A 15,981-nucleotide genomic window follows, 5' to 3' on the forward strand; every position below is an offset into this window, starting at 1 on the left:
CTCCGGAATGTCGGCGGCCCCGGCTAGAGTGAGGTCGATGAAGAACGTCGCCCAGAAGCTCAGAGTCCCCGCGCTCGGGGCGCTCGCCGCGCTCGCGCTCGCCCTCGGAGCGGCCGCCTTCGCCGCAGCGCCGGCTGCCTCCGCCGCCGCTCTCTCTGCGGCGCCGGCGCCGTCGCCGTCTCCGGCCTCGGCCCCGTCTCCGGCTCTGGCGTCGGCCCCGTCTCTGGCGTCGGCCCCGTCTCTGGCGTCGGCCCCGGGGGCCGCGGCTCCTGTCGCGCCGCTCGCCGCCGCACCCGGCGACGTCAACGACTTCACCTTCGCCTCCTTCGACGCCCGCTACGATCTGGGCATCGACGCCGAAGGCCACTCCACCCTCGCCACCACCGAGACCTTCGTGGCGGAGTTCCCCGATTTCGATCAGAACCACGGCATCCAGCGCGCCATCCCGCTCGACTACCAGGGGCATCCGACCCAGCTCACCCTGACCTCGGTGACGGATGCGACGGGCGCGCCCCGCGAATACGAGACCGAGACCGACGACGAGAACCTCATCGTCACCATCGCGGGCGACGACTTCGTGCACGGCGAGCAGACCTACGTGCTGAGCTACACGCAGAAAGACGTCACGGCCTACTTCTCGAACACCGACGACGACGAGTTCTACTGGGACACCAACGGCACCCTCTGGCGGCAGCCCTTCGCGGTGCACACCACCACGACCACGGTGCCGGCGAACCTCACCGGCGCGCTCACCGGCGACACGGGGTGCTTCGTCGGGCCCGAGGGCTCCGGCAGCGCGTGCGCGATCGAGCGCACCGATCAGGGCGACACCGCGGTGTTCACCACCCGCAACGAGAGCCTGGCGCCGGGCGACAACGTGACCATCGGCATCGCCTTCCAGCCGCACACCTTCACCGAGCGCGACACCTCCTACCTCGCGGGCGGTTCCAGCTGGGTGCAGCTGATCAGCACGATCCTGGCGGTCGGCGCTGCTGTGTTCGCGGTGTTCTACCGCATCATCGGGTTGCGGGATGCGCCGGGCCGGCCGGTCGTCATCCCCGAATACACACCGCCGCCGGGCGCCGACATCCTCATCGCCTCCGTCGTGATGAAGAAGACGCCGCGGGCTGCTGCGGCCTCGTTCGTCGACTATGCGGTGCGACACAACATCCAGATCGTCGAGCAGGAGCAAGACGCGGTGTTCGGCACGAAGACCGTCTACTGGCTGCGACTGCTCACCGCGCAAGGCCTCAACCCGAGCGAGATCCACCTGGTGCGAACGCTGTTCGGCTCCGAACTCGCACCCGGCACCTGGCGGGAGCTGAAGAAGAACGACACGGCCTTGTCGAAGTCGATCTATGCCGTGATGCAGGCCACGAAGAAGCGGGCCTTCGCCGAGGGCTACATGAAGTCGGGAGTGCGGCTCGCCGGCAGCCTGCTGCTCGTGGCCACCATCGTGCTCGCGGCCATCGGTTTCGTGAGCGGCGCGCTCTCGCTCAACGACGATTTCGGCGGCGGGCTGCCGATGCTGTTCTTCGTGTTCGGGTTCTTCGCGATCTTCGTGGTGGTGGGCGCGGCCTTCCGCAACCCCCTCACGGCCAAGGGCTCGGAGTTGCGCGACTACATCCGGGGCATCGAGATGTACATCGACTGGGCGGAAGAAGATCGCTACAAGATGCTGCAGTCTCCCGAAGGGGCCCTGAAGACCGGCGTGAACGCGCCCGACTGGGGCCAGGTGGTGAAGCTCTACGAGAAGCTGCTGCCTTACGCGGTGCTGCTCGGCCTCGAATCGGAGTGGGCGAAGGTGCTCGGCACCTACTACGAGAGTCTCGGCAGCCAGCCCGACTGGTACGGCGGAGGCTCGGGAGCCTTCAACGCCTACCTCTTCGCATCCGCGATCGGCTCGCTCTCGTCGACCGCCTCCACCGCTTATTCGGGGAGTTCATCGAGCAGTTCGAGCGGCTTCTCGGGTGGGGGCGGCTTCTCCGGCGGGGGCGGCGGAGGTGGCGGAGGCGGGGGTGTCTGACCTGACCAGACTCCCCCGCCCCGGGGCGGAAGACGCCCTCGCCCCCGGATGCGCGCTCAGCGCGCCGTCGACGGAGGCCGGTCAGTAGGAGCTCGCCGCGGCTCCGATCAGGGCGAACCCGGCGACGGCCACCCAGAAGAAGGCCACCAGCAGCCAGCCGGCCACGGTGACGTAGCCGAGGATGAGGCCCGCGAGGGTGAGGCCTCGGCCGTCTTCGCCGGTCTTCTTGATCTGGCTCAGCGCGATGTGGCCCGTGATCACGGGAACCACGCCGAAGCCCAGGATTCCGAGCACGAGCGTGATGATGCCGAGGATGTTGGTCTTCGGCTGCGGCGGGTAGAGCTGGGCCGGCTGGGGTGCCGGCGCCGCGGGCGGCTGGGGTGCGGCCGGCGCCTGGTAGCCGGGGTAGAGAGGAACGGAGGCGGGGGCGGGCGGCGGCAGCGTGGCTGTGGCTGTGGCGCTGGCCGGGAGCGTCCCGGCGGCGGGGAGAGTTCCGGTGTCGGCGGCAGGAAACGTTCCGGCGGCGGTCGGCGCAGTGCCGCCGAAGATCTCGGTGGTCTCGGTGGCGCCGCCCTCCGTGGAGGCGGAGGTGGGGGAGGACTCGGGGGTGGGGGTGTCGTTCGTCATGGTTCAACGCTACGAAGGGCGCCGCATCCGGGCATCCGACCGCAGGCTCATCCTCGTGGTACCGCAGGATGAGCGCGCACGATTCCGCGGTTGGACCCCGGCCGCCGTCGTTTCGGGAGGAGGAGAGCAGAAGCGACCCCGTATTCGGGCTCGGTGTCGCTCAGCTCCTCCCGAAATCGCGTGACCCGCACGGAGGATGCCGCGCGACGACTGATCAGTCGCTGAACGCGCTCGCGCAGGTCTGCTCGGCCGCCGTCTGACCCTTGAGCCCGTCGATGACCTCGGGAGCCGCCTCGACCGGTGCATTGGTGGCCGGTGCGTCGGTGGCCGGCGCATCCGTGGCGGGGGTCTCCGTGCCCGGATCGGCCGGGGTGGCCGGATCGGTGGGCACGACCGTGGAGCCCGTGCCGGTGGAGTCGTCAGCCAGCGTGAACGGCTGGTCGGCCTGCACCTTCGCGAAGAGTTCGTCGGCCAGATCCTGCACCGGCACGACCTTGTTCGGGTCGGCGGAGGAACTGCCGGACGGGTACTGCACGAAGACGATGTTGTTGAGGTCGACGTCTTTCATCGTGAGCGCGAGCGACACCATCGAGTCGAGGCTCGACAGCGAGGTCGAGAGCTTGATGTTCGACGCGGCCGCCTGGGCCAGCCCGTAGAGCTTCGTGATGTCGGTCAGCGTGTTCGCGCTCTTCAGCGTGCGGGCCATCGACGAGAGATACTGCTGCTGCGAGGCGATGCGGGCGAGGTCGCTTCCGTCGCCGACGCCGTGCCGGTTGCGCAGGAACGAGAGCGCCATCTGGCCCTCGATCACACTGGTGCCGGCGGGCAGGTCGAGACCGGAGTCTGCGTCGAAGATCGGCTCGTTGAGGCACACCGGCACGCCGCCGACCGCATTGGTCATCTCGATCACGCCGTCGAAGGAGGTGGCGGCGGCGTAGTTGATGTCGAGCCCGGTGAGGTTCTCGATGGTGGAGTTGACGCACGCCAGCCCGCCGCGCTCCCAGGCGTCGTTGAGCGGCTGCGCGCTCATCGCGTCGAAGACCTCGCCCGTGTCGGGGTCGGTGCACTCCGGATGGGAGATCACGAGGTCGCGCGGAAAGCTCACCACCACGGCGTTCTTGTGGTCGGCGGAGACGTGCAGCAGGATGTTGACGTCGTTGAGCGTGGCATCCCGCTCACCGAAGCTGTCGCCCTGGTTGGGATCGTTGTCGGTGCCCACCACCAGGAGGTTGAAGCCGCCCTCGAAAGCGCCGAGCACCGGCGGGGGCGGGGGTGCCGCGTCGGTTCCGCCGCCGAGGTCGACGGCGTTGGCGGTGACCTGCTGGGCGAGGCTGTTGATCGCGTAGGCCGCGACCGAACCGATGCTCACGAGGGCGACGGCCAGCACCACGGCGAGCCCTTTGAGGATCGCCCCGACGGGCGAAGGGGTGCGCTGGCGACCGTGCCGGATCGGCCCGGAGCGGTGCCGTCTCGGGCGTCGGTCGCTGGTGTTCAAATGGCTGTCCTTCGGGTCGGGAGGTCTTCGACCGTCGAGCCTAACCCACGCATTCGGCAGGCCATCGGGGGTTTTCCCAGGTGGCGAGGGGTGCGCGCCGCCCGCGAGGGAGCGCGAACGGGTCGACAGCGGGCGCGCGGGAGCCCATTCGGGCAACCGCACAGCGGCACCAGCGGAGGTGGAGGGGGCAGGCGACATCCGATGGATGGCAGGAATTCGACGCAGAACGGCATAGTGCCTACTGGTGGCCATTTCGAGACGGCCATAGCGTTACTGCCATGACTATCGTACTCGTGTTCCTCGGCATCCTCGCTCTCGTCGGGGTCGCCGCCGCCGTACGGGCGGTCGCCCGCGACGGATACCGTCGGATGCCGCGCCGCACGGCCGCCGACCGCGACCCCGAGGAGCGGTTCACCGCACACTGATCCGCACACCCCCCTTGCGGGGGGATCTAAACCGGTATAGCTTTGGCCTAAACCGGTTCAGACCGGTGGACTCGACGGCGAGCTCCCTCGCCGTCCCAGCAGCACCGGGAGGTCGGCGATGAAGCGCAAAGCGACGATCAACGATGTCGCCAAGGCCGCCGGCGTCAGCAAGGGCCTCGTCTCGTTCGCGTTCAACGACCGGCCCGGCGTCTCACCCGACACCCGCGATCGCATCCTCACCGTCGCTCGCGAGCTCGACTACCGGCCGAGCCTCTCGGCCCGTTCGCTCTCCACCCGCACCTCCTACGCCTTCGGCCTCGTCATCGCCCGCGACCCCGAGATCCTCGGTGCCGATCCCTTCTTCCCGTCTTTCATCGCGGGCGTCGAGCGCGTGCTGCTGCAGGAGGGCCGCGCGCTCGTGCTCAGCGTCGTCGCCGACGAGCAGCACGAAGCCACCGTCTACCGCACACTCACCGCCGACGCCCGGGTCGACGGCGTCTTCATCACCGACCTGCGGCACGACGACTCGCGCATCCCACTGCTCCGTGAACTCGGGATGCCGGCGGTCACCCTCGGTCGCCCCGAAGGCTCTCACGCGGGCGACCCGGATGCGTTCCCCGCGGTCAGCCTCGACGACACACCCGGCATCGTGGCCGCCGCCCAGCACCTCATCGATCTGGGCCACCGCCGCATCGCGCACGTCATCGGGCCGCGCCGGATGCTGCACGCCACCCGCCGCAACGCCGCCTTCGCCGCGACGCTCGAGGCGGCGGGTCTGCCGGCCGACCTCGTGATCGAGACCGACTTCACGGCGGCGCAGGGCGCATCCGCCACCGAGACCCTGCTCGACCTGGCCGAGCCGCCCACCGCCGTCGTCTACGGCAACGACCCGATGGCCATCGCGGGCATCGGCGTCGCCCACGAGCGAGGGCTCCGCCTGCCCGACGACCTCTCGATCACGGGTTTCGACGACTCCGAGCTCGCCCGCTATGTCTACCCCGCCCTCACCTCGGTGCGCACCGATCCGCTCGCCTGGGGCGAGGCCGCGGCCCACGCCCTCTTGCGTCTGACCACCACCGGCGTCGCCGCCGACATCGATCTCGAACCCGCACGTGTCATCACGCGCGCCTCGACCGGGCCCGTCCGGGCCTGAAGAATCGCGGCCTCCGTGGCCGCCACCGAAAGGAGCACCATCGTGCAGACATCCTCAGTGAAGAGGTCGAAGCGCGTGCTGGCCGTCGCCTTGGCGGCCGTCGCGGGAATCGGCCTCGCAGCATGTTCCGGCGGGAGCGGAGGCGGCGGCGCCGCCGGCGATCTCACCGCCACCGGACCCATCACCATCTGGTATTCGAACAACGCCACCGAACTCGAGTGGGGCAAGCAGATGGTGGAAGCCTGGAACGCCGAGAACCCCGACCAGAAGATCACCGGGCAGGAGATTCCGGCCGGCAAGTCGAGCGAAGAGGTGATCGGCGCCGCCATCACCGCCGGCAACGCTCCCTGTCTTGTCTTCAACACCGCTCCCAGCGCGGTGGGCCAGTTCGAGAAGCAGGGCGGGCTGGTGAACCTCAGCGACTTCGACGACGGCGCCTCCTACATCGAGGAACGCTCGGGCGACATCGCGAAGCAATACCAGAACGCCGACGGCGACTACTTCCAGTTGCCGTGGAAGTCCAACCCCGTCGTCATCTTCTACAACAAGGATCTCTTCGCCGCGGCCGGCCTCGACCCCGAGAACCCGAAGCTGTCGACCTACGACGACTTCATCGCCACCTCGAAGACGCTGGTGGATGCGGGCGTCGCGCCCTTCGCCATCCAGCCCGCTCCGACGAGCGAGTTCTTCCAGATGCAGTTCGACTTCATGCCGCTCTACGCCGCAGCCACCGGCGGAACGCCGCTGATCGAAGACGGCAAGGCGACCTTCGCCGACGACAAGGGCACCGAGGTCGCGCAATTCTGGCGCGACCTCTACGACCAGAAACTGGCCGGCCAGGAGCAGTACCAGGGTGATGCCTTCGCCGACGGGCAGGCCGCCATGGCCATCGTCGGTCCGTGGGCCATCTCGGTCTACGACGGCGTGAACTTCGGTTCCGTGCCGGTCCCGACCCCCGAGGCCACCGATCCGAAGGACGTCTGGACCTTCAGCGACGCCAAGAACGTCGGCCTGTTCAGCGCCTGCGAGAACAAGGGCACCGCCTGGAACGTGCTGAAGTTCGCCACCAGCGAGGATCAGGACGGCAAGTTCCTCGAGACCACCGGCCAGATGCCGCTCCGCCAGGATCTGCCGACCGTTTACGCCGACTACTTCGCGGCGAACCCGGCCTATCAGGCCTTCGGCGACCAGGCTAGCCGCACCGTCGAGGTTCCGGGTGGCCCGAACACCGTGCAGATCATGCAGGCGTTCCGGGATGCCTGGAGCAAGTCCGTGATCTTCGGCGAGGGTGACGTGGGCCAGTCGCTCACCGATGTCGCCACGAAGATCGATCAGCTGGCGACGCAGCCCTAGGCCGTGCGATGACCTCCACCGTCAGTGATCCCCGCGCCCCGGTGCCCTCGCGCACCGGGGCGACGGGCCCGGCGTCGGGCAAGGGCAAGGGCAAGGGCAAGGGCAAGGGCTCGGGCTCCGGCTCACCCCGCGCCAAGCGGTCTGTCGCGCACCGCATCTTCGGGCGCCAGCCCCTGGGCCTGCTGTTCAGCTCGCCCTACCTCCTCTTCGTGCTCGCGGTCTTCGCGTTCCCGATCGTCTACTCGGTCTGGATCTCGTTCCACGACTTCTTCTTCGCCGCCCCGGGCGCGAATCCGGATCGCCCCTTCGTGGGCCTCGACAACTACGTCGCCGCGTTCAGCAACCCGGCCGTCATCCGGTCGTTCGGCAACGTGGGCATCTTCCTGCTCATCAACGTGCCGCTCACGGTGGTGCTCTCGCTGCTGCTCGCGAGTGCGCTCAACAAGGTGGTGCACGCCCGCACCTTCCTGAGGGTGAGCTTCTACGTGCCCTACGTCACGGCGAGTGTCGCCGTGGTCGCGGTGTGGCTGTTCCTGTTCAACGGCAACGGTCTCGTCAACTCGATCCTCGGGCCGCTGGCGCCGAGCCCGTCGTGGCTGATCAACGAGAACCTGGCGATGCCGGTGATCGCCATCTACGTCACCTGGAAGCAGCTGGGGTTCTACATCCTGCTCTACCTGGCGGCGCTGCAGAACGTGCCCAAAGAGCTCTACGAGTCGGCCGCGACCGACGGGGCCGGGCGCATCCGTCAGTTCTTCTCGGTCACCGTGCCGGGCGTGCGGCCGGCGACGCTGCTGGTGCTGCTGGTGTCGACCGTCACGGGAGCCAACCTGTTCACCGAGCCCTATCTGCTCACCGGAGGTGGCGGGCCGAACGGCGCCTCGGCCAGCCCGGTGCTGCTGATGTACCAGCTCGGAATCCAGCAGGGTCAACCGGATGTCGCCTCCGCCATCGGCGTCGTGCTCGTGATCGGCGTGCTGATCATCGCCTTCATCCAGAACCGACTCGTGGGGGAGAGGGACTCATGACCGAGATCACCCAGGAACGTGCAGCGCGGATGCATCACCAGAGGCCGCACGGCTGGTCGCGCGCGCAACTCGTGCTGCGCGGCGTCGTGCTCGGACTCGGGGCACTGGTCTTCCTGTTCCCCTTCTACTACATGGTGGTGGGGGCCCTGCAGAAAGACCCCGATCCCACCCTCGCCGGCGCCTTCCCGAACCCCTCGAACCTCACGTTCGACAACTTCGTGAACGTGAACGAGCGCATCAATCTCGGCACGGGTCTCATCAACTCCGGCATCTTCACCGGCGGAGTGCTGCTGTGCACCGTGATCTTCGGTGTTCTCGTGGGCTACGCGCTGGCGATGCTGAAGTGGCGAGGAGCCCGCGCGACGTTCGCGCTGGCGCTGCTGGTGCAGGTCATCCCGTTCCAGCTGCTGCAGATCCCGCTCTACGTGCTGATCGCCCGCGACTACGGTCTCGCCGACACGCACGTGGGCATGATCCTGCCCTTTGCCATCAACTCGACCGCTGTGATCATCTTCCGGCAGTACTTCCTGCAATTGCCCAAGGAGCTGTTCGAAGCGGCGCGGATCGACGGAGCGGGCGAGATCCGCCTGCTCTGGAGCATCGCCCTGCCGCTCGTGCGGCCGGCGCTGGTGACCGCGGTGCTGCTGACCTTCATCGGGCCCTGGAACGAGTTCCTCTGGCCCTTCCTCATCACCAAGGATGCGGCGCTGCAGCCGCTCGCGGTGTCGCTCGCCAACTACATCTCAACGGTCGCCGCGTCGACCGACAACCCGTTCGGGGCGATCCTCGCCGGCGCGGTGGTGCTCGCGGCTCCGGTCGTGGTGCTGTTCATCGTGTTCCAGCGCTACTTCGTCTCGAACGACCTCGGATCGGGAGTGAAAGGATAATGATGACCCCCGCAACCACCACAACAGTCCCTTACCGCCTGGAGCGGATCGGGATCGTGATGGAACCCCTGTCCGGCGACGAGCTCGAGGCCGAGGGGGTGCTGAACCCGGCATCCGGACGAGGGCCCGACGGCGAGCTGTACCTGCTGCCGAGGCTCGTCGCCACCGGCAACGTGTCGCGCGTGGGCCTCGCCCGGGTGCTGCTCTCGGACGACGGGGTGCCGGTGGGGGTGGCACGCGAAGGCGTGGTGCTCGCGCCCGATCGCGGGTTCGAACGCGGGGCGCACAACGCCGGCGTCGAAGACCCGCGGGTGACCTTCGTGCCCGACCTCGGGCTGCACGTCATGACCTATGTGGCTTACGGGCCGCTCGGGCCACGCACGGCCATCGCCGTGTCATCCGATCTGCGCACCTGGCAGCGGCTCGGCCCGGTCACCTTCGCCTACGACGATGCGCTCGACATCGATCTCGGTCTCTTCCACAACAAGGACACGGTGTTCTTCCCGACTCCGGTCGCGGCCCCCGACGGCGAACTCTCGTTCGCGGTGCTGCACCGGCCGATGTGGGACCTCGGCGAGACCAAGCCCGGCGAGGGCGTGCGACTGCCGGCGGGGGTGACGGATGCGCGACAGAGCATCTGGATCAGCTACGTCCCCGTCGCCGCCGTCGCCCGCGACCTCTCGGAGCTCACGCGCTGGACGCGGCACCGCTTCCTCGCCGGGCCCGAGTTCCCCTTCGAGGAGCTCAAGATCGGCGGCGGCCCCGCGCCGCTACGGGTGCCGGAAGGGTGGCTGCTCATCCACCACGGCGTCACCGGCACCATCGACAGCGCGTTCTCGCAGCAGCAGAAGGTGAACTATGCCGCCGGAGCCATGCTGCTCGATGCCGACGACCCGTCCCGGGTCATCGCGCGCACCCCGACACCGTTGCTCGAGCCGGAGACCGAAGACGAACGCAGCGGCATCGTGCCGAACGTCGTCTTCCCCACCGCTATCGAGGAGATCGCGGGACAGCACTACGTCTTCTACGGCATGGCCGATTCGAAGATCGGCGTGGCGCGCCTCCTCCACACCTGATCCCTCTCGCTGATCCGCACGTTTTGGCGTCATCCGACGGTTCGGAAGCGCGAAAACGCGCGGATCAGCGCAACGACACGACGAAAGGCACGTTCGATGACGAACTCGCTCGCTCGACGGATGACCGCTGGTGCGGCATCCGTGACTCTTCTGATCGGAGGGCTCGCGCTGGCGAGTTCGCCTGCCTCGGCTGCGCCATCGGCGGGGAGCGCGGCGCTCACCAATACGGCGCACCTCGACTTCTTGCTCGACGAGGTGTCACCCCCTGAGGTGCCGGGGCACTCGAGCTACCGGCTCGACACCGAACCCGCGATCACCCTGCCCTGGACCTATGCGGATGCCCGCGACGGCGGCACGTTCGAGCGCGTGGGCGGGGGGCCGCTCGACGCGGCCACCGGAGACTACGGGCAGGGCGCCTTCAACAGCGACGACGTGGCCCGCGCGGCCGTGGTCTACCTGCGGCACTGGCAGCAGACGGGCGACGACGCGAGTCGGCAGAAGGCCTACGAAGTGCTGCGGGCGCTGGCCTACTTCCAGACCACGGAGGGGCCGGATGCCGGCAACGTCGTGCTCTGGATGCAGCCCGACGGTTCGCTGAACCCCAGCGCCGAGCCGGTGGAGCTGCCCGACCCGAGCGACTCGGCCGAGAGCTACTGGCTCGCCCGCTCGCTCTGGGCGCTCGGGGAGGGGTTCGCGGCGTTCCGCGACGTCGATCCGTCGTTCGCCGCCTTCCTCCAGGAACGGGTGCAGCTCGGTGTCGCCGCCGTCGACCGCGAGGTGCTGGACAGCTACGGGCAGTATGCCGTGGCCGACGGGGTGTCGGTGCCGGCCTGGCTCATCGTCGACGGAGCGGATGCGACGGCCGAGGCCGTGCTCGGCCTCTCGGCCTACACGGCGGCGGCCCCCTCCGATGTCGCGGCCCGCGACGCCCTCGCGAAACTCGCCGAGGGGATCGCGGCGCTGGGCAGCGCGACGACCGATCCGGCCGGTCCGGGTGCGGGAGCGGCGCTCGCGGATCCGGCGGATGCCGCGGCCACGGACGCCGCTGCGAAGGATGCGGCGGCGGATGGCGCGGGAGCAGGCTCTGCGGATGCGGATGCGGATGCGGATGCCGGCGCGAGTGCGGCGGATGCCGGCTCCGGCGGGTCGTCGCACGATACGGGAGCCGCAGACGCTCTCGCCGCAGCGGGCACCCGGAACGGCGCGCAGTCCGGCGCGGGTTCGTGGCCGTACGGCGCGATCCTGCCGTGGGCCGAGTCGCGCTCGATGTGGCACGCGTGGTCGTCGCAGATGGCGGGGGCACTGGCACGCGCATCCGTCGCTCTCGACGACGACTCGCTGCTGCAGCCGGCGATCACGGAGTCGGCGCGTTTCGCTCCCACGTTGCTCACGGCGGGCGGGCCCGACAACGCCCGGTATCCCTCGCCCACCGAGCGCGTGCAGCTGGCCTACGGCGCCGACTCCCGGCTGCAGAACCTGCTCGCCACGGCAGAGGCGGCCGACCTGCCCGGTCTCGCCGACCTCGCGGGGCTGCAGGCGGCCTGGTTCTTCGGGCTGAACCCCGCAGCCACGCTGATGTACGACCCCGCGACGGGCGTCACCTACGACGGCATCCAGCCCGACGGGTCGATCAACCGCAACTCGGGAGCCGAGAGCACGATCCACGGGCTGTTGTCGATGCTGGCGCTGGATGCGCATCCGTCGGTTTCGGCGATGGCGCAGTCGCTGACGACCCTCGATGCGCGCGACGGCCTGCGGGTCATCGAGGCGGAGGACGCGACGTCGACCACGGGTACGGTCGTCACCCCGGAGTCGACGTGGACGGAGGAGTCGTCGTGGAGCGGTTCGTACCTCGCGCTCCAGAAAGGACAGAAGGCCACGTTCTCGCTCGGCACGGCGGAGAACGGGATGCTGCGTGTCGTCGAACCCGTCGTCTGGCAGGTCGAGAAGGGCACGGCGGCCACGCCGAAGTCGCTCTGGAGAACCGGTTGGCTGCCACTCGGGGCGCTGTCGTCGTCGGTGGGTGAGCAGGGCATCACCGCGGCATCCGGAGCCCTGCTGCCGCAGCGCCTGACGGTTCCGGTGCCCGCGTCGCGCGACTCGGTCGAGGTGCGGGCGCTCGCCGGGGAGGTCGACGTGGATGCGCTGCTCGTGCGCCCCGCGGTCGGCACGTTCTCGGGATCGGGATCGGGATCGGCATCGGGAGCGGGTGCGGTCGCGTCGGCGCAGCTCGCACAGAACAACCTGGGTGTGCCGCAGCGCGTGACGCTCGGCGCTTCGGGCCTGCAGACCCTGCGCTCCTACGACGGGGGCGGCGCGCTCGTCTCCGAGCGCACGATCACCGCTCCCACCACGGTCTGGCTCCCGCCGGGCGGCTACGCCCTGGCGCTCACCCAGCCTTGACCCCGACTTCTTGCCCCTTCCGGCCCTATTTCGCGAGTTTTAGGGCCGGAAGGGGCAAGAAGTTCAAGCTCCGCCCCGCGGGAGTACGGTCTGCGCATGGAATCGGGTGATGGTGAGGGGCTCGTTCTGGCGGGCGAGCGGGTGGTGCTCGCGCCCGTGCGGGCCGACGACGTCGCAGAGTTGCGGCGCATCCGGCTGACGCCCGAGGTGGCGGCGCGGTGGGGCGCCGACGACACCGCACCGCCGTGGCCGTGGGACGACCCCGACGCCATGGTGTTCACGGTGTGGCACGAGGGCGCGATCGTGGGCATGATCCAGTACAGCGAGGAGACGGAGCCGACCTACCGGCACGCGTCGATCGACATCTTCCTCGACCCCGCGGTGCACCGCCGAGGGCTCGGTCGCGACGCCGTGCGCACGCTGGCCACGCATCTCATCCGGGATCGCGGCCACCATCGCATCACGATCGATCCCGCCGCCGACAACGAAGCCGCCATCCGCGCCTACGTGGCGGTCGGCTTCCGCCCCGTCGGCATCATGCGCCAATACGAGCGCGACCCCGACGGCCGCGCCTGGCACGACGCCCTGCTCATGGACCTCCTGGCCCATGAGCTCCGCTGACGTCACCGTTTCGGGAGGAGGAGAACGCGACCGGGGCCGAATAGGACCTCGGTATCACCCAGCTCCTCCCGAAATCGCGTCAGGCCAGCGGGATGGCGCCTCAGAGCTCGGTCTCGACGGGCTCCGGGTCGACGAGGTCGGCGACGGAGGCGAGGATCTCGTCGGGGCGGAAGGGGTACTTGTCGATCTCGGCCTGGTCGCTGATGCCCGTCATCACGAGGATCGTGTGCAGCCCGGCCTCGATGCCCGCCACGACATCCGTGTCCATCCGGTCGCCGATCATGCCCGTGTTCTCGGAGTGCGCGCCGATGCGGTTCATCGCCGAGCGGAACATCATCGGGTTCGGCTTGCCCACCACGTAGGGCTCCTTGCCGGTGGCCTTGGTGATGAGCGCCGCGATCGCACCCGTCGCGGGCAGCGGGCCTTCTGCGCTCGGCCCCGTGGCATCCGGGTTCGTCACGATGAACCGCGACCCGTTGCCGATCAGCCGGATCGCCTTCGTGATGGCCTCGAAGGAGTAGTTGCGCGTCTCGCCGATCACCACGTAGTCGGGCGCCGTCTCCGTCATGATGAACCCGGCCTCGTGCAGCGCGGTGGTGATGCCGGCCTCGCCGATCACGAAGGCGCTGCCGCCTGGCATCTGGTCTTTGAGGAACGCGGCGGTGGCGAGGGCCGACGTCCAGATGAACTCCTCCGGCACTTCGAGACCGGATGCGCGCAACCGCGCCGAGAGGTCGCGCGGCGTGAAGATGGAGTTGTTGGTGAGCACGAGGTAGGGCTTGCCCTGGTCGCGCCACTGCTGCAGCAGCTCGGCGGCGCCCTGGATCGGCGCGTTCTCGTGCACGAGAACGCCGTCCATGTCGGTGAGCCAGCATTCGATCTCGTCGCGCGCGGTCATCCGGACCTCCTTCTCCCGTTCGTGCCCCCAGGCTACAGGGGCCGCCTGAACGGGTAGAGTTCACACGTCGTGGCCGGGGGGCTGCATGAATCCCGAGGGGGAGATGATGTCGAAGTCCATCGCGCGCGTGCTTCTCGGCGCGTGCACTGCTCTGGTGCTGGCGGCCACGGTCACCGGATGTGCCGGGCCGGGTTCCGCGGCACCGGAGACGGTCGCCACCACCCAGGCTGCCGCGTCCGCCCCGACGCCCATGCCGATTGAGGAGGTCGTCGATCTCGATCCGCTGGCCGAGCCGCTCGTGGCCGCCGGGAAGGCGCTCGTCGCCGGCACGGAGGGTTTCGCGCCGGTCGAGGCGCGAACGACGCTCGACGTCGCCGTGCAGCAGCTCGATGCCGATGTGCAGGTCGCGCAGCTCTCGGCGGCCGGCGGTCCGGCCGCGAGCCAGGCGACGCCCCCGGTCGACGAGGCGCGCATCGCCGCCGACATCGCGGCGCTCTATGCGGCGGCGCAGCTCGTGCGGCAGGGGGTGGTCGACACCGCTTCGCGTGTGCTGAACGAGGAGACGCCCGATGCCGACCAGGCCGTGCGCGACGACCTGTACCTCGCCGTCGTGGCGCAGCAGGCCGCGGGCCCGGCGACCGACGACACCCCGCGCCAGCTCCTCGAGCTCGTGGCGAAGACGCGGGCCGCGCAGGACGCGCAGGCGGCCGGCGCTGCGGCCCGGGAAGCGGCCGAGCAGAGTGCGGCGGACGGCGAATCCGCCTCCGGCGGCGGATCGGGCCCGACCTACACGGAGATTCCCTTCTGCTACCACTGGCCGCCGCTGCACATCACCGACCCCCTCACGGGTGAGCCCCAGGACGTCACCCCGCCGCCGTCGGGGCCGGGTTGCTGAACTGACGAGCGGGAGGTCGACGGGGTGGTGGCCGCACGGTCCGCTTGGCCGTGCAGCACCCGCTGAACCTCGCTCGTCTGCGGATTTGCGGGTTCCCGCCGAGTCGATCGCATGCGACGGCCGTTGCCTTCCGGAGCGGCACAGCCGGGCGGTAGAGTACCCGTGCGTGGGGACGCTCCGACTCGAGGAGAACCGATGCCAGCAGCCCGCATCACGCAAGCCGGGCGGTATCGAGGTCTGCGCATCCTGCTGATCGCCGCCGTGGCGATCGGGATGGTGACCGCGGTCGCCGGATGCGTGGGCCCGGGTTCCGCCGAAGCGGGTGCGTCGGATTCCACGGCCGCCGCCGGTGCGTCCACGTCGACCCGTGTGCCGAGTTCCGGCTCGGACACGACCCCGACGCCGACACCGTCGCCGACACCCACGCCGGCGCCGAGCCCTGCGCCCGCCGCGGTCGACCCATTGGCCGGAGCCCTCGTGACCGCGGGGCACACCCTCTCCGAGGGCACGGCGGGCCTCACCCCCGTCGAGGCTCGCGCGGCCCTCGACCAGGCGACCGCGACGCTCGAGGCCGACGTCGGGGCGATGAGCGCATCCGGAGCACATGTCGACGCGGCACGGATCGCCGCCGACATCGACGGGTTCCTGGCGTCGACGCACTCCGTTCGCCAAGGTGTGGTGGAGAGCGCCATCCGCGTGGTCAACGACGAAGCGCCGAACGCTGACCCGGCGCTCCGAGACGCCCTCTACCTCGCCATCGTCGACCAGCAGGCCCAGATCTCGGCCACCGACGACACCCCGCGCCAGGTGCTCGACCTCGTGGCGAAGCTGCTCGCGGTGCAGGACTCCGAGGCCGCCTTCGCCGCGGAGCAGCAGGCCGCGGAGCCCGAGCAGCGGCCTGACGGAGGCGGCCCCGCTGACGCGCCGGCCATGCACACCTTCCCGCCTCCGGACGGCGGAGGTCCGTCGGAGACCTACTGCCCCGATGCCAGCCATCCGGACTACTGCCTCCCGGTCGGCCCCCTCGCTCCCGTGGGCTGAGGAGCACGTGACCCCGGCCGTTCAGCGAGGTCCCGCGCTCCGGGAATCGCGGG

Annotated in this window: 14 protein-coding genes; 11 read left to right on the top strand and 3 right to left on the bottom strand. The window is 69.7% G+C overall.

Translation table 11 applies throughout. From position 1 onward, the window contains the following. The first annotated feature begins 37 nt into the window (after positions 1–37). A complete protein-coding gene (locus BLW00_RS06300; protein WP_092550671.1) occupies positions 38–2,026 on the top strand; it encodes a DUF2207 domain-containing protein in 1,989 nt (662 codons plus the stop codon). A gap of 81 nt (positions 2,027–2,107) precedes the next feature. Here BLW00_RS06300 and BLW00_RS06305 read toward each other — a convergent pair whose 3' ends face one another. Further along, positions 2,108–2,653, bottom strand: a complete 546-nt coding sequence (locus tag BLW00_RS06305) for a DUF4190 domain-containing protein (protein ID WP_175494157.1) — start codon at positions 2,651–2,653, stop codon at positions 2,108–2,110. A 214-nt stretch (positions 2,654–2,867) separates the two neighbouring features. Then, positions 2,868–4,148, bottom strand: a complete 1,281-nt coding sequence (locus BLW00_RS06310; protein WP_245741327.1) for an LCP family protein — start codon at positions 4,146–4,148, stop codon at positions 2,868–2,870. A gap of 278 nt (positions 4,149–4,426) precedes the next feature. Here BLW00_RS06310 and BLW00_RS23370 point away from each other — a divergent pair, with 278 nt between their 5' ends. The 8 genes from BLW00_RS23370 to BLW00_RS06345 all read left to right on the top strand — a co-directional run bounded on the left by BLW00_RS23370 (position 4,427) and on the right by BLW00_RS06345 (position 13,094). Next, the gene (locus BLW00_RS23370) at positions 4,427–4,573 is read left to right on the top strand and encodes a hypothetical protein (RefSeq protein ID WP_175494158.1); all 147 of its coding nucleotides are present in this window, start codon (positions 4,427–4,429) and stop codon (positions 4,571–4,573) included. Between the two features lie 118 nt (positions 4,574–4,691). Then, on the top strand, positions 4,692–5,726 hold the full coding sequence (locus BLW00_RS06315) for a LacI family DNA-binding transcriptional regulator (protein ID WP_092550677.1): 1,035 nt from the start codon (positions 4,692–4,694) through the stop codon (positions 5,724–5,726). Between the two features lie 42 nt (positions 5,727–5,768). Next, complete coding sequence (locus BLW00_RS06320) at positions 5,769–7,079, top strand: extracellular solute-binding protein (protein ID WP_322788332.1); 1,311 nt, start codon at positions 5,769–5,771, stop codon at positions 7,077–7,079. An 8-nt stretch (positions 7,080–7,087) separates the two neighbouring features. Then, positions 7,088–8,107, top strand: coding sequence for a carbohydrate ABC transporter permease (locus tag BLW00_RS06325; protein WP_092550680.1), 1,020 nt, complete (start codon positions 7,088–7,090; stop codon positions 8,105–8,107). 29 nt (positions 8,108–8,136) lie between these two features. Beyond that, on the top strand, positions 8,137–8,994 hold the full coding sequence (locus tag BLW00_RS06330) for a carbohydrate ABC transporter permease (RefSeq protein ID WP_217634336.1): 858 nt from the start codon (positions 8,137–8,139) through the stop codon (positions 8,992–8,994). Continuing rightward, positions 8,994–10,070: a glycoside hydrolase family 130 protein gene (locus BLW00_RS06335; protein WP_407650952.1), complete on the top strand. Its 1,077-nt coding sequence runs from the start codon at positions 8,994–8,996 to the stop codon at positions 10,068–10,070. The genes BLW00_RS06330 and BLW00_RS06335 overlap by 1 nt, the downstream gene beginning before the upstream one ends. Before the next feature lie 96 nt (positions 10,071–10,166). Beyond that, the gene (locus tag BLW00_RS06340; RefSeq protein WP_092550686.1) at positions 10,167–12,473 is read left to right on the top strand and encodes a hypothetical protein; all 2,307 of its coding nucleotides are present in this window, start codon (positions 10,167–10,169) and stop codon (positions 12,471–12,473) included. Positions 12,474–12,569: 96 nt separating this feature from the next. Then, complete coding sequence (locus tag BLW00_RS06345) at positions 12,570–13,094, top strand: GNAT family N-acetyltransferase (protein WP_092550689.1); 525 nt, start codon at positions 12,570–12,572, stop codon at positions 13,092–13,094. Positions 13,095–13,194: 100 nt separating this feature from the next. Here BLW00_RS06345 and BLW00_RS06350 read toward each other — a convergent pair whose 3' ends face one another. Next, a complete protein-coding gene (locus tag BLW00_RS06350) occupies positions 13,195–13,992 on the bottom strand; it encodes an HAD-IIA family hydrolase (protein WP_092550692.1) in 798 nt (265 codons plus the stop codon). A gap of 106 nt (positions 13,993–14,098) precedes the next feature. Here BLW00_RS06350 and BLW00_RS06355 point away from each other — a divergent pair, with 106 nt between their 5' ends. Both BLW00_RS06355 and BLW00_RS06360 read left to right on the top strand, forming a co-directional pair. After that, positions 14,099–14,887 (top strand): hypothetical protein, encoded by a 789-nt coding sequence (locus tag BLW00_RS06355; RefSeq protein WP_139256647.1) that lies wholly within the window; start codon positions 14,099–14,101, stop codon positions 14,885–14,887. 195 nt (positions 14,888–15,082) lie between these two features. Then, entirely contained in the window at positions 15,083–15,928 is an 846-nt protein-coding gene (locus BLW00_RS06360; RefSeq protein ID WP_092550699.1) for a hypothetical protein, read from the top strand. Positions 15,929–15,981 lie beyond the last annotated feature (53 nt).

This window comes from Herbiconiux ginsengi (assembly GCF_900107435.1).
GTDB lineage: Bacteria > Actinomycetota > Actinomycetes > Actinomycetales > Microbacteriaceae > Herbiconiux > Herbiconiux ginsengi.

Excerpts from the sequence above, each read along its gene's own strand:
- BLW00_RS06305 (WP_175494157.1), bottom strand. The coding sequence starts at position 2,653 with ATGACGAACGACACCCCCACCCCCGAGTCCTCCCCCACCTCCGCCTCC.
- BLW00_RS06330 (WP_217634336.1), top strand. The coding sequence starts at position 8,137 with ATGCATCACCAGAGGCCGCACGGCTGGTCGCGCGCGCAACTCGTGCTG.
- BLW00_RS06335 (WP_407650952.1), top strand. The coding sequence starts at position 8,994 with ATGATGACCCCCGCAACCACCACAACAGTCCCTTACCGCCTGGAGCGG.
- BLW00_RS06345 (WP_092550689.1), top strand. The coding sequence starts at position 12,570 with ATGGAATCGGGTGATGGTGAGGGGCTCGTTCTGGCGGGCGAGCGGGTG.
- BLW00_RS06355 (WP_139256647.1), top strand. The coding sequence starts at position 14,099 with ATGTCGAAGTCCATCGCGCGCGTGCTTCTCGGCGCGTGCACTGCTCTG.
- BLW00_RS06360 (WP_092550699.1), top strand. The coding sequence starts at position 15,083 with ATGCCAGCAGCCCGCATCACGCAAGCCGGGCGGTATCGAGGTCTGCGC.
- BLW00_RS06325 (WP_092550680.1), top strand. The coding sequence starts at position 7,088 with ATGACCTCCACCGTCAGTGATCCCCGCGCCCCGGTGCCCTCGCGCACC.
- BLW00_RS06300 (WP_092550671.1), top strand. The coding sequence starts at position 38 with ATGAAGAACGTCGCCCAGAAGCTCAGAGTCCCCGCGCTCGGGGCGCTC.
- BLW00_RS23370 (WP_175494158.1), top strand. The coding sequence starts at position 4,427 with ATGACTATCGTACTCGTGTTCCTCGGCATCCTCGCTCTCGTCGGGGTC.
- BLW00_RS06350 (WP_092550692.1), bottom strand. The coding sequence starts at position 13,992 with ATGACCGCGCGCGACGAGATCGAATGCTGGCTCACCGACATGGACGGC.
- BLW00_RS06340 (WP_092550686.1), top strand. The coding sequence starts at position 10,167 with ATGACGAACTCGCTCGCTCGACGGATGACCGCTGGTGCGGCATCCGTG.
- BLW00_RS06315 (WP_092550677.1), top strand. The coding sequence starts at position 4,692 with ATGAAGCGCAAAGCGACGATCAACGATGTCGCCAAGGCCGCCGGCGTC.